Origin of the sequence: Albidovulum sp. (assembly GCF_008933605.1) — a bacterium.
GTDB lineage: Bacteria > Pseudomonadota > Alphaproteobacteria > Rhodobacterales > Rhodobacteraceae > Albidovulum.
Window position 1 is genome coordinate 14,306 of the sequence record NZ_WBUS01000031.1, and the last position, 13,065, is coordinate 27,370.

Sequence of the window (13,065 nt, forward strand, 5' to 3'; positions counted from 1 at the left end):
TGGGGCAAGATGAAAGGCGGCGGCCCATGCGCCGGATCAATCTCGCACTTCAGGGCGGCGGCGCGCACGGCGCCTTCACCTGGGGCGTGCTCGACAGGCTGCTCGAGGAAGAGGACATCGAGATCGCCGGCATCTCAGGCACCTCGGCGGGGGCGCTCAACGGTGCGGCACTGAAGGCCGGGTTGGCGATGGGCGGGCGGACGGCAGCGCGCGAGAATCTCGACTGGCTCTGGACCCAGGTGGGGGCGGTCGGCGACATGCGGCTCGGCACCTGGTTCCGCGCCTTCCTGCCGCTCGCCGGGGTCTGGTCGGGCGTGACCGACCGGCTCCAGCCCTTCTCGCCCGTCGACGTCGCCACCCGCGTCCTGAGCCCCTACGACTTCGGACCCTTCTACGCCAATCCGCTTGACCGCATCGCGCGGGCTTTCCGCTTCGAGCACGTCTGCTCGGCGCCGGGACCGGAGTTCTTTGTGGCGGCGACCAACGTCCGCACCGGCAAGATCCGCGTCTTCCCCTCGGCGGAGATCACGCCGGAGGTCATTCTCGCCTCGGCCTGCCTGCCCACGGTATTCCAGGCGGTGGAGATCGAGGACCCGGCGACCGGGATGACGGAAGCCTACTGGGATGGCGGCTACACCGGCAATCCCGCGCTCTTTCCGCTCTACGCCCGCCACCTGCCGCGCGACATCCTCGTGGTCAGCATCAATCCCCTGGTGCGCGACGACGTGCCGAGGATCGCCTCCGAGATCCAGGACCGGATCAACGAGATCAGCTTCAACGCGTCGCTGCTGGCGGAGTTCCGGGCGATCAACTTCGTCAAGCGGCTCATCCGCTCGGGGGCGATGAGCGCCGAGGCGATGAAGGACGTTCTCGTCCATATCGTCGCCGACGACGACCTGATGGACCATCTCTCGGCGGCGAGCAAACTGACACCCACCCCCGGTCTTCTCTTCGCGCTGAAGGCGGCCGGGATCGCCGCCGCCGAACGCTTCCTCGCGGCGCACGGCGACAAGCTCAACGTCGAGAGCTCGGTCGATCTGCCGCGGATGTTCGGCTGAGGGATCGCCGTCACTTCGGAAGCGCGGAGGGCTCGGTCGGGCGCGGGGTGTTGGGGTAGACGAGGCCGGCGGAGATGATGAGCTTCGCCGCGTCCTCGACCGACATGTCGAGGAAGATGACATCCTCCCGCGGCACGTAGAGGAGGAAACCGGAAGTCGGGTTGGGCGTGGTCGGAAGGAACACGGTGAGGACTTCGTCGGCCGGCAGCCTGGCGAGGATCTCGCCCTTGGCGGGGGTCGAGACGAAGCCTACCCCCCAGACGCCGGGGCGCGGATACTGGATGAGGCAGGCCTTGTCGAACTTCGCTTCGGTCTGGCTGAAGACCGTTTCGGCCACCTGCTTCACGCCGTTGTAGATCGAGCGGATCACCGGCATCCGGTCGACGATGCTCTCGCCCCAGGCGATGAGCGACCGGCCGATGAGCCCCTTGGCGATCCAGCCCACGAACACGGTGAATATCAGGAAGACGACCACTCCGACGCCCCGGACGTTGATCGCCGTGTCGTCGCCGAAGAGGTCCTTGATCAGCCTGTCTGGCTGGTAGGCGGCCGGGACGAAGGGCAGGACCCAGCCGTCGATCCAGCCCGTGACGGTCCAGATCAGCCAGAGCGTCAGGCCGACGGGCGCGACGACGACGAGGCCGGTCAGGAAGTTCGCCCGCAGGCGGGCGATGACCCCGCGCCGTCGCGGCGGATGGTGCGGCCCGGTCTCCGGTCCCGTCGGTTCGGATGTCATTGCGTGTTTCCCCCAGCCTCCGCCCGGGAATGTATGGGGTCGCGGACCCGCTCACAATGGGGTGTGCGGGGCTTCGCGTGCGATGGCGGCGGCGATCCGGGCGGCGAGGCGCGCGTTGTTGAGGACCAGCGCGATGTTGGCCTGAAGCGACCGTCCCCCGGTCCGTTCGAAGATCCGGGCGAGGAGGAAGGGCGTCACCTCCTTCGCCGAGATCTCCCGTGCCGCCGCCTCGGCGAGCGCCGCCTCGATCGCCGGCACGATCTCCTCCCGCGGGATCTCGGACTCGGGCGGGATCGGGTTGGCGACGAGCTGGCCGCCCGCGAGCCCGAGCCCCGCGCGCATCAGATGCGCGGCCGCGATCTCCTCTGCGCGGTCCATGCGGAGCGGCGCCCCGAGGCCCGAGGAGCGCGACCAGAAGGCGGGGAAGTCGTCCTGTCCGACGGCGATCACGGGGACGCCGAGCGTCTCCAGCACTTCGAGCGTCTTCGGCAGGTCGAGGATCGCCTTGGCGCCTGCCGCGACCACCGTGACAGGGGTGCGGGCGAGTTCCTGGAGGTCGGCGGATAGATCGAAGCTCGTCTCGGCGCCCCGGTGGACGCCGCCGATGCCGCCGGTGGCGAAGACGGCGATCCCGGCGAGATGGGCGGCGATCATCGTCGCGGCGACTGTCGTGGCGCCGGTGCGCCCCTGCACGAGGCAGGCCGCGATGTCGGCGCGGGAGAGCTTCATGACCTCGCGCGCCCGGGCGAGCGCCTCCAGCTGGCCGTCGTCGAGCCCGACATGGAGCCTGCCTGCCATGACGGCGATGGTCGCGGGCACGGCGCCGGCGGCCCGGACCTCCGCCTCGACCTGGCGTGCGGTTTCCAGATTCTGCGGGAATGGCATGCCGTGGGTGATGATTGTCGATTCCAGCGCGACGATGGGTCTGCCGGTGCGGCGGGCGTCGGCAACTTCGGGCGAGAAGGCGAGGGGGGCGGTCATGACACGATGTCTCCCGAGACGTAGAGGGCGGCGGCGGCCAGCGCGGCGTCAAGCGCGCCGGCGCGGGACTCGCCCCGGCGTTCGGCCGCGATATGCGCGGCCATGAAGGTGTCGCCCGCGCCGGTGATGCGGGTGATAAGGACCGGGGGCGGCTCGGCCGTGAGAATGCCGTCGGCGGTTCCGTCCGCGCTGGTCCGGCCGCCGTCGGTGACGAGGACACGCGCCGCACCGCGCGCGACAAGCCCCGCAGCCGCCTCGGGCGCCGAGGCGAAACGGCGCTGGCAGAGCAGCCCCGCCTCCTCGAGGTTCACGTAGAGCGTTGCGCGCGGCACGGGCAGGAGCGGCAGGAGCCGCTCCGCCTTGCCGGGCGAGGCGGGCGCCACGCGGAGATCGGCCGCAGAAAACAGCGGCGATGCGGCGATGTCGGCCAGCAGCGCCTGGGTGAGGTTGCCGTCGAGCGCAACCGGGCCGGCCCAGGGCGCGGCAGCCGTGGCGAGCGTGCCGTCGGCGAGCGGACGCAGGATCTTGTCGCCCGCCGCCTCGAGCGAATGGGCATCGGCAATGGCGGCGATGAGGCCGTTGCCCCCCTCCACCGCCATGTAGCGGTCGGTCGGCAGGTCCTCGGAGCGGTAGACGTGATCGGTCACGAGGCCGAGGCGGTTGCAGGAGGCGACGAGTTCGTCGCCTTCGGGATCGCGGCCGATCGCCGTCAGGATCGCCGGGCGGAGCCCGAAACGCGCAAGCGTCATCGCGATGTTCATCGCGACGCCGCCGGGAAGCCGGGTGATCCGTCCGGGCACGTCCGCGCCCGACACCATGTGGGCGGGGGTGCGGCCGATGATGTCCCAGAGGACGGAGCCGATGCAGAGGATGTCTGGGCGCGCGGTCATGCGCGACCTTTGCCGCGAAACGGGCGGGCTCGCAAGCTGGGCCCTCCGTCAGCCGCTGAGCGGATAGCGGTCGGGTTCCTCGAAGACGTCCATCGCCACGGTCCCGGCCGGGATGCGCGCCGAATGGACGGTGCCGGCGGGGATGTCGTAGCTTTCGCCCGGGCCATAGCGGCGGGTCACGCCGCCGATGGTGAACTCGATCGAGCCTTCGAGTATGGTGCCCCACTGCGCGCCATGGGAATGCGGCGGCAGGTCGAAGTCGCGCAGGAAGGTGAAGAAGACCACGAGCCCCGCCTCCGAGCGCAGCGCATGGGTGCGAACGTCGGTTTCGGGGAACGGCAGATCCACGCCGGGCAGGGCGCGGATGAAGGCGGCAAGGGGCACGGGAAAGGTCCTTTCGATCACATCGGGCACATTGGTTGGCCGCGGCGGGGGCGCTGTCAACGCCGACGCAAGGGGTCAGTGCAGTGGTGGCTGGAAGGCCTGTTTCACGAACTGCCGGAAGAGCAGGATCTGCCCCACGATCATGTGCGGCTCGCCGAGCGCCTTGCCCATGACGATGCCGCCTTCCACGACGGTCGAGACCATGTCGGCCAGCGCGTCGAGGTCGGTCTCCTCGCGCGGCGGGTAGACGGCGGCGATCTCGTCGAAGATGGCGCGGAACCGCGCCCGCCAGCCAAGGACGGCCCGCCGGTTCAGGTCGCGCACCGCGGCGTCGAAGAGCCTGTCCTGGTAGGCCGCGGTCGCGACGATGCAGCCCGGATGGCCGTTCGGCATGTCGGCGAGCATTTCGGCCAGCAACCGCAAGCCGATCAGCGCCGAATGCAGCGGGTCCTCGTTGAGCTCGCGCGCCCGCGCCCAGAGGCTGTCGAATATCTCGTCCTCGATTTCGATATGCCGCTCGATGAGCGCGCGGGCGAGGGCATTCTTGTCCGGGAAGTGGTAGAAGAACCCGCCCTTGGTGATCTCCGCCGCCGCCACGATCTCCTCGATGGAGGTGGCGTCGAACCCCTTCTGAAGAATGGCATCCTGGGCGATCTCGAGGATCCGGGTCCGGGTCTCTGCACCCCGCGCCGCCGTGCGGGCCATGGTCGATCCTCCGTGGATTACTGTACCGCCGGTACGGAAACTCTGCCCCGGGATGCCGGCCCTTGCCGGGGCGAGATCATTACAGCTTTGTTATTCAAATGAATTTTCGCGTCCAACCCATCTATACCACGTTCCCGGTATCTCTCAAAGCCCGTCGCGACTAGTCATCCGGCATCTTGATGCAAGGAGTTTCAGACATGCAAAGTCACAAGACACGCGCACTCGTTTCGCGCTTTTCCGACCGGTTCTGGCTGGCCGATGGCGGGCTGGAGACGACGCTCATCTTCCATCACGGGATCGACCTGCCGCATTTCGCATCCTTTCCGCTGCTCCGGTCCGACAAGGGCCGTGACCGGCTGGCCGCGTATTTCGACGGTTACCTCGGCGCGGCGCGGATGCACGGTGCAGGCTTCGTGCTCGACACCGCCACCTGGCGCTCGGGCCAGGGCTGGGGCGCGATCATGGGGCTCTCGCCCGAGGACATCGACGACGTCAACCGCGATGCGGTGACTTTCGCGCGCGGCGTCGCCGCATCGCCCGCGGCGGCGGGTCTTGACATCGTGCTGAACGGTGTCGTCGGCCCGCACGGCGACGCCTATGCGCCCGACCGGGTGCTGAGCGCCGCCGAGTCGGAGGACCTGCACGGCCGCCAGGTGCGGACGCTGGCCGGGGCTGGGGTCGATATGGTGACTGCCACCACGATTCCCACCGTGGGCGAAGGCATCGGCATCGCGCGGGCCGCGATCAGGGCCGATGTGCCCGTCGTGATCTCCTTCACGGTGGAGACGGACGGCCGCCTGGTCACCGGGCAGCCCCTTGGCGAGGCGATTGCCGAGACCGAGGCGGCAACCGGCGGCGCCGTCGCCTGGTACGGCGTCAACTGCGCCCATCCCGACCACTTCCGCGGCGTGCTGGAGGGCGACTGGCGCGGCCGGATCGGCATGGTCCGTGCCAATGCATCGCGCAAGAGCCACGCGGAGCTGGACGAGTCCACCGAACTCGACGCGGGCGACGCGGCCGAACTTGCCGCCGATTACCACGCGCTGATGGCGGTGCTGCCCGCACTCCGGGTGTTCGGCGGCTGCTGCGGCACCGATGTCAGCCACGTGGCCGCCATCGGCCATCGCTGCGTCGCGCACGGCCACGCGATCGGCAATCACCGGAAAGGACTGGCGCATGCTGGCTGACATGAGGAAGAGGTGGCAGGCAAAGCGGCACCGGGCGCGGACGCGCCGCGCTGTGGCGGGAATGCCGGACCATCTCCTGCGCGACATCGGCCTTGCGCCGGACGACAGGGGCCGGCGCGTGCTGGACCATCTGCTGCGCACCGGTCCCTGAGGTGTCCGGCCCGGCCCGCTCAGGGTTCGGGCCGGTCCAAAGCGGTTTGGCATTTGCCTGCAGCCGGTCGATAATGGGGCAGCCCGCGCCTGTCCCCCTGGCGCACCAGACTGCAGGAGACCTCATGCCCGACCCCCGTGCGCCCCGCCTTTGCGTGCTCATCGACGCGGACAATGTTCCCGCGGTCTATGCGGAGGCGATCTTCGAGGAGATCGCCGCCCTGGGCGAGGCCTCGGTCCGCCGCATCTACGGCGACTGGTCGGCGCAGCGGCTGAACAAGTGGGCGGAGAAGGTGGCCGCCCTTGGCCTCGTCGCGGACCAGCAATTCGCCAACACCAGGGGCAAGAACGCCAGCGACATCGGCCTGGTGATCGCGGCGATGGATTTCCTGCATTCGGGCCTGTTCGACGGCTTCGTGCTGGTCAGTTCCGACAGCGATTTCACGCGCCTGGCGGCCCGCATCCGCGAACAGGGTCTGGATGTCTTCGGCATCGGCGAACAGAAGACGCCGGAAGCCTTCCGCATGGCCTGCAAGCGGTTCATCTATGTCGAGAACCTCGTCGCCGGGCCTGAACCAGCGATCCAGGCCAGCCCGCCGGCCGCCCCCCGCGAGGCGCCGAAGAACGCCACCGGCAAGGAGCCGGCGGTGAAGGCGATCCCGCTGATCGTTGCGGCGATGCGCGCCATCGGCGGTGACGAGGACTGGTATTCGCTCGGGCAGGTCGGACAGTTCATCGTGCAGGCCAACCCGGATTTCGATACCCGCACCTATGGCAGCGCCAAGCTCAGCGACCTTCTGCGCAAGATCTCCCGGTTCGAGGTCAAGGCGGATGCCGCCAACCACCTGATGGTCCGCGACCTTGCCTGACGGCGGGGCGCATCCGGCACCGCCGGCCGGGGGTTGCGCGACGTGGCGATCCGGTCTATACGCGCGCCACTTCACAGGCGAGGCTTGGGCTTTGCGGGGAGACATCCCGCACGGTCCGCCGGTTGGGGGCAACCCCTGATGGCTTCGCCGAGGCGCAAACCGGAAAGGACATGGACATGGCGCTCCCCGATTTCTCCATGCGTCAGCTGCTTGAGGCTGGCGTTCACTACGGTCACCAGACGCAGCGCTGGAACCCGCGGATGGCCGAATACATCTACGGCGACCGCAACGGCATCCACATCATCGACCTGACGCAGACGGTGCCGATGCTCGACGCCGCGCTGAACGTCATCCGCGAGACGGTGGCCAAGGGCGGCCGCATCCTCTTCGTCGGCACCAAGCGGCAGGCCCAGAAGCCGGTCGCCGAGGCGGCGGAAAAATGCGCGCAGTACTACATGAACCACCGCTGGCTCGGCGGTACGCTGACCAACTGGAAGACCGTGTCCCAGTCGATCCAGCGCCTGAAGCAGATCGACGAGGTCCTGGGCGGCGGCGCCGCCGGCCTGACGAAGAAGGAACGGCTCGGCATGGAGCGCGAGCAGGCCAAGCTTCAGGCGGCCCTCGGCGGCATCCGCGAGATGGGCGGGCTTCCCGACCTTCTCTTCGTCATCGACGTGAACAAGGAAGACCTCGCCATCCTCGAGGCGCAGAAGCTCGGCATCCCGGTCGTGGCCGTGGTCGACACCAACTGCTCGCCCAAGGGCGTGGACTACGTGATTCCGGGCAACGATGACGCCGCGCGCGCCATCGCGCTCTACTGCGACCTCGTGAGCCGCGCCGCGCTCGACGGCATGTCGGCCCAGATGGGGGCGGCCGGTATCGACCTCGGCGCGCTGGAAGAGGCGCCCGCGGAAGAGGCCGTGACGGAAGCCTGAGCGCGGGCGGGGGCCGCGAGGGCCCCTGTCATCCGACAGTCATCAGGCGGGGATATGCCCCGCCTGACCCATTTCAAGATGAAGGAGAGCCAGCCATGGCGATCACCGCTCAGATGGTGAAGGAACTGCGCGACGCGACCGGCGCAGGCATGATGGACGCAAAGAAGGCGCTGACCGAGGTGAACGGCGACATGGAAGCCGCGATCGACTGGCTGCGCACCAAGGGCCTCGCCAAGGCCGCCAAGAAGGCGGACCGGGTCGCGGCCGAGGGCCTCGTCGGGATCGCGGTGAAGGACGGCCGCGGCGTCGCCATCGAGATCAACTCCGAAACGGACTTCGTCGCCAAGAACGCCGACTTCCAGCAGATGGTGCGCGACATCACCGAGCTCGCGCTCCAGACCGGCGAGAACGTGGAGGTGCTGCGCGCCACCCACCTCAACGGCAAGCCGGTGGAACAGGTGATCACCGAGGCGATTGCCCGTATCGGCGAGAACATGAATCTGCGCCGGGCGCATGTGCTGGAGGGCGACACCGTCGTCTCCTACGTCCACAACGCCGCCGCCGAGGGCATGGGCCGGATCGGCGTGCTCGTCGCGCTGAACGGGCCCGAGGCCAAGGCGCGCGAGATCGGCCGCCAGTTCGCGATGCACATCGCCGCAAGCGCGCCCTTGTCGCTGTCGGAGGCGACGCTCGACCCGGCGATCGTGGAGCGCGAGCTGGCCGTCCAGACGGCCAAGGCACTGGAAGAGAACGCGGGCTCGGCCAAGCCGAAGCCGGAACAGGTGATCCACAACAACATCATCCCGGGCCGGATGAAGAAGTTCCTCGCCGAGAACACGCTCCTTGGCCAGGCCTTCGTGATCAACCCCGACGTCACCGTGGCCCAGGCCGCGAAGGACGCGGGCGTGGAGATCACCGGCTTTGCCCGCGTCGCCGTCGGCGAGGGCATCGAGAAGGAGAAGGAGGACTTCGCGGCCGAGGTTGCGAAGACGCTCGGCGCCTGAGTCGCTCAGGCTCCGAGGCACGGTCGGGCAAGGGGGCGCGGCACCGCGCCCCTTTTTGCTGTGCGGATCGGGATGAAAGGGCGGTGCGTTGTCCCGCAGGGAAACGCACCGCCACGAAACGCGCCCGCGCCTGTCGGGGGACGGGGACAGGGCGCGTCCTTTGCCGCACCGTCCGGCTGGACTATGCATCCGGCCGGTTCGGCATCCGGTTTCCCGGGCTCCCCTTTCCCCCGCAAAGCGCGGGTTGGTCCGGGGCGCTGTTCCTGGCCAAGGCCACCACTCTTGGAACAGCCCGACACTATCCGAGTCGCGCGTGGCGCGACTGACGCGGATCAATGCACGCGATGCCGCCGGCGGGCCGATAAAAAAGGCGGCGCGTCTCCCGACCGGGAAACGCACCGCCCATAAAGCGCGCCGCACCTGTTGGGGATGAGGACAGGGCGCGTCTCTGCTGCCGGGTCTGCCAGGCGGAAAATACGCCCGACAGGCCCAGCATCCGGTTTCCCGGGCTCCCCTTTCCCCCGCAAACTGCAGGCTGGTCCGGGGCGCTGTTCCTGGCCAATGCCACCACTCACGGAACGAGGGGATTATTGCCAGCTTACCTCGGGTCAAGAAAGTAAGGGAATCCTTACCCGTCTGAAATCGAAAGATAACGACCGCCTCCAGCACGCCATCGGGTGGCCGTGGCGCAAGCGTCCCGGTCACTCCATCTCGATCGTGCCGGGCGGCTTCGAGGTGACGTCGTAGAAAACGCGGTTGACGCCCTGCACCTCGTTGATGATCCGCGTCGCGGTCTCGGAGAGGAAGTCGTGGGTGAACGGGTAGTAGTCGGCGGTCATGCCGTCGACGCTCGTCACCGCGCGGAGCGCGCAGGCATAGTCGTAGGTGCGCCCGTCGCCCATCACGCCCACGGTCTTGACGGGCAGGATCGCGGCGAAGGCCTGCCAGATCGAATCGTAAAGCCCGTGGCGGCGGATCTGGTCGATGTAGACCGCATCTGCCCGGCGCAGGATGTCGAGCTTCTCGCGCGTGATCTCGCCGGGGCAGCGGATGGCAAGGCCGGGGCCGGGGAAGGGATGGCGGCGGATGAACCGCTCCGGCAGGCCGAGCTCGCGGCCCAGGGCGCGCACCTCGTCCTTGAAGAGCTCGCGCAGGGGTTCGACGAGCTTCATGCCCATCTTTTCCGGCAGGCCGCCGACGTTGTGGTGCGACTTGATGGTGACAGAGGGCCCGCCCGAGACGCTGACGCTCTCGATGACATCGGGATAGAGCGTGCCCTGGGCGAGGAACTCGGCGCCGCCGATCTCCTTCGCGTGTTTCTCGAAGGTTTCGATGAACAGTCGCCCGATGGTCTTGCGCTTCGTTTCCGGATCGGAAACGCCTTCGAGCGCCCCGAGAAAGAGCGCGCTTTCATCGGCATGGATCAGCGGCAGGTTGTAGTGCTCGCGGAACATCGATACGACTTCTTCGGCCTCATTGAGCCTCAGAAGCCCGTGATCGACGAAGACGCAGGTCAGCTGCGCGCCGATCGCCTCGTGGATCAGGATCGCGGCGACCGAGCTGTCCACCCCGCCCGAGAGTGCGCAGATCACGCGTTTCGTGCCCACCTGCGCCCGGATCTTCTCGATCGCGTCCTCGCGGTAGGCGCCCATCGTCCAGTCGCCGGTGAATCCGGCGAGGCGCACGAAATTCTCGTAGAGCTTCGCCCCCTTCGGGGTGTGGTGCACCTCGGGGTGGAACTGCACGGCGTAGAAGCGGCGCGCGGGATCGGCGGTGATGGCGAAGGGCGCGTTCGGCGAGGTGCCATAGACCTCGAACCCCGGCGCGAGTTTCGACACGTGGTCGCCGTGGCTCATCCAGACCTGTTCGCGGCCCTCCGCGAACCAGCCGTCGAGGAGCGGCAGGCGCTCGTCGGCCGGCGTCACATAGGCGCGGCCGAACTCGGCGGTGCCGTGGCCGCGTTCGACCTTGCCGCCCAGACAATGCATCATCACCTGCTGGCCGTAGCAGATGCCGAGGATCGGCACGCCGAGGTCGAAGACCGCCGCCGGCGGCATCGGCGCCCCCTCGGCGAAGACCGACGCCGGACCGCCCGAGAAGATCACCGCCCTTGGGGCGAAATCCTTCAGGAAGGCATCGTCGACCCGGTTGAAGGGGTGGATCTCGCAATAGACCTTAAGCTCCCGCAGGCGCCGCGCGATGAGCTGCGTGACCTGGGACCCGAAGTCGATGATGAGCAGGCGCTGATGGGCATGTGTCATGGCCGGGGAATAGGGTTTTGCCCGGAGCCGCGCAAGGGGGCGCTGCCCCTCCCGACGGCCTTCCGGCCGGTCACCCCGCGGAGTATTCGCATCACGGTGAAAATCTCAGGCCGCCTTGGCCTTGGCCCTGAGGAGCATCCCGTAGAGATCGCGCGGATCGTCGGGGTCGGCGATCATGTCGAGCGGCTCGCTGTAGGGATGGGCCTTCAGCTGGTCGTGGATGTAGCGCAGCGCCGAGAAGTCCTCGATGGCGAAGCCGACCGAGTCGAAGAGCGTGATCTGGCGGGCATCGCTGCGGCCCTTGGCGGCGCCGGTGATGACCTGCCAGAGCTCGGTCACCGGATGGTCGGCGGGAAGCTGCTGGATCTCGCCCTCGATCCTTGTCTGCGGCGGGTATTCGACGAAGATCGACGCGCGCAGGAGGATGTCGCGGTGAAGCTCGGTCTTGCCGGGGCAGTCGCCGCCCACCGCGTTGATGTGGACGCCGGCGCCGACCATGTTGTCGGTGAGGATCGTCGCATGGTTCTTGTCGGCCGTGCAGGTCGTCACGATCTGCGCGCCCTCCATCGCCTCTTCAGCGGTCCGGCAGGGGGTGACGCGGAGCCCGGAGCCGGCGAGGTTGCGCTGGCATTTCGCGGTCGCGGCGGGGTCGATGTCATGCAGGCGGACATGGGTCACGCCGCAGACCGCCGCGAAGGCGAGCGCCTGGAATTCGGCCTGCGCGCCGTTGCCGATCATCGCCATCGTCGTCGCGCCCTGCGGCGCGAGGTGCTTCGCGGCCAGGGCCGACATGGCGGCGGTGCGGAGCGCGGTCAGGATCGTCATCTCGGTCAGCAGCACCGGGTAGCCGGTCTCGACCTCGGCCAGAAGCCCGAAGGCGGTGACGGTCTGTAGCCCGGCCCGGATGTTTCTCGGGTGGCCGTTCACGTACTTGAAGCCGTAAAGCGCCCCGTCCGAGGTCGGCATCAGTTCGATCACGCCGACCTCGGAATGCGAGGCCACGCGCGGCGTCTTGTCGAAGCTTTCCCAGCGGCGGAAGTCGGCCTCGATGCAGGCGGCAAGGTCGGTCAGGACGCGCTCGACGCCAACGTGAAGGACGAGCTTCATCATGTTGTCGACGCTGACGAAGGGCACGATGTTGAGGTTCTGCATGGCGGTCATCCGAAGCTGCGGGTCGGCCGGTCGAAGACCTTGCGGCCCATGAGGGAACCGACGAGTTCCACCATCAGTTTCGCGGTGCGGCCGCGCTCATCGAGGAAGGGGTTCAGCTCCACGAGGTCGAGCGAGGTGACGAGGCCGCTTTCGTGGAGGTGCTCCATGACCAGGTGCGCCTCGCGGAAGGTGATGCCGCCGGGGACGGTGGTGCCGACCGCGGGTGCGATGCCGGGGTCGAGGAAGTCGACGTCGAGCGAGACATGGAGGAAGCCGTTCGCGGCCCGCACCCGGTCGAGGAACTCGCGCAGGGGCGCGACGATGCCGCGTTCGTCGAGCACCCGCATGTCGCAGATCACCATGTCGGTGGCCAGGAGGCCCGCATGTTCGGCCGGATCGACGGAGCGGATGCCGAAAAGGCAGATGCGCTCGGCCGGGACCCGGCCGGGGAAGGGCGGGAAGGCGTCGAAGCCCGCCTGGCCGGCGATATAGGCGACGGGCGTGCCGTGGAGATTGCCCGACTGCGTGGTGAGCGGCGTGTGGTAGTCGGAATGCGCGTCGAGCCAGAGCACGAAGAGCGGCCGGCCCAACTCGGCCGCATGGGCGGCGACGCCCGCGACCGAGCCGAGCGAGAGCGAGTGGTCGCCGCCAAGGAAGATCGGCAGCCCGTCCCGCATGGCGGCGCGACCGGCGTCGGCCAGCGCCGCGGTCCAGGCCACGGTCTCGGTCAGGTGGTGGACGGCGGGGTTGGGG

General features: G+C 68.6%; 14 protein-coding genes. 6 read left to right on the forward strand and 8 right to left on the reverse strand.

The window, feature by feature from the left end; genetic code table 11:
* Positions 1-26: 26 nt before the first annotated feature.
* Positions 27-1,058 (forward strand): patatin-like phospholipase family protein, encoded by a 1,032-nt coding sequence (locus tag F9K34_RS06515; RefSeq protein ID WP_291336099.1) that lies wholly within the window; start codon positions 27-29, stop codon positions 1,056-1,058.
* Between the two features lie 10 nt (positions 1,059-1,068).
* Here the strand turns inward: F9K34_RS06515 and F9K34_RS06520 are convergent, their stop codons facing one another.
* The 5 genes from F9K34_RS06520 to F9K34_RS06540 all read right to left on the reverse strand — a co-directional run bounded on the left by F9K34_RS06520 (position 1,069) and on the right by F9K34_RS06540 (position 4,754).
* Positions 1,069-1,794: a DUF502 domain-containing protein gene (locus F9K34_RS06520; RefSeq protein WP_291336100.1), complete on the reverse strand. Its 726-nt coding sequence runs from the start codon at positions 1,792-1,794 to the stop codon at positions 1,069-1,071.
* A 51-nt stretch (positions 1,795-1,845) separates the two neighbouring features.
* Positions 1,846-2,775 carry a pseudouridine-5'-phosphate glycosidase gene (locus F9K34_RS06525; RefSeq protein ID WP_291336101.1) on the reverse strand — a complete coding sequence of 310 codons (930 nt, stop codon included), beginning with the start codon at positions 2,773-2,775 and terminating at the stop codon, positions 1,846-1,848.
* Entirely contained in the window at positions 2,772-3,665 is an 894-nt protein-coding gene (locus F9K34_RS06530; RefSeq protein WP_291336102.1) for a PfkB family carbohydrate kinase, read from the reverse strand. The genes F9K34_RS06525 and F9K34_RS06530 overlap by 4 nt, the downstream gene beginning before the upstream one ends.
* Before the next feature lie 48 nt (positions 3,666-3,713).
* On the reverse strand, positions 3,714-4,049 hold the full coding sequence (locus tag F9K34_RS06535) for a cupin domain-containing protein (protein ID WP_291336103.1): 336 nt from the start codon (positions 4,047-4,049) through the stop codon (positions 3,714-3,716).
* A gap of 75 nt (positions 4,050-4,124) precedes the next feature.
* Entirely contained in the window at positions 4,125-4,754 is a 630-nt protein-coding gene (locus F9K34_RS06540; RefSeq protein ID WP_291336104.1) for a TetR/AcrR family transcriptional regulator, read from the reverse strand.
* 197 nt (positions 4,755-4,951) lie between these two features.
* On the opposite strand from F9K34_RS06540, the gene F9K34_RS06545 reads away from it, so the two are divergent.
* From F9K34_RS06545 to tsf, 5 genes are all read left to right on the forward strand, one after another.
* Positions 4,952-5,941 (forward strand): homocysteine S-methyltransferase family protein, encoded by a 990-nt coding sequence (locus F9K34_RS06545; protein ID WP_291336105.1) that lies wholly within the window; start codon positions 4,952-4,954, stop codon positions 5,939-5,941.
* A gap of 1 nt (position 5,942) precedes the next feature.
* The gene (locus F9K34_RS06550; RefSeq protein WP_291336113.1) at positions 5,943-6,092 is read left to right on the forward strand and encodes a DUF1127 domain-containing protein; all 150 of its coding nucleotides are present in this window, start codon (positions 5,943-5,945) and stop codon (positions 6,090-6,092) included.
* 124 nt (positions 6,093-6,216) lie between these two features.
* Positions 6,217-6,960: an NYN domain-containing protein gene (locus tag F9K34_RS06555; RefSeq protein WP_291336106.1), complete on the forward strand. Its 744-nt coding sequence runs from the start codon at positions 6,217-6,219 to the stop codon at positions 6,958-6,960.
* 170 nt (positions 6,961-7,130) lie between these two features.
* A complete protein-coding gene (gene rpsB, locus F9K34_RS06560; protein ID WP_291336107.1) occupies positions 7,131-7,895 on the forward strand; it encodes a 30S ribosomal protein S2 in 765 nt (254 codons plus the stop codon).
* 95 nt (positions 7,896-7,990) lie between these two features.
* Positions 7,991-8,899 (forward strand): translation elongation factor Ts, encoded by a 909-nt coding sequence (gene tsf, locus F9K34_RS06565; RefSeq protein ID WP_291336108.1) that lies wholly within the window; start codon positions 7,991-7,993, stop codon positions 8,897-8,899.
* Between the two features lie 701 nt (positions 8,900-9,600).
* Here tsf and guaA read toward each other — a convergent pair.
* The 3 genes from guaA to rocF form a co-directional block, all read right to left on the reverse strand.
* Entirely contained in the window at positions 9,601-11,160 is a 1,560-nt protein-coding gene (gene guaA / locus F9K34_RS06570; protein WP_291336109.1) for a glutamine-hydrolyzing GMP synthase, read from the reverse strand.
* Positions 11,161-11,265: 105 nt separating this feature from the next.
* Positions 11,266-12,312, reverse strand: a complete 1,047-nt coding sequence (locus tag F9K34_RS06575; protein WP_291336110.1) for an ornithine cyclodeaminase — start codon at positions 12,310-12,312, stop codon at positions 11,266-11,268.
* Positions 12,313-12,317: 5 nt separating this feature from the next.
* Positions 12,318-13,065: arginase (gene rocF / locus F9K34_RS06580; protein WP_291336111.1), on the reverse strand; the 748-nt coding region annotated here is incomplete at its 5' end.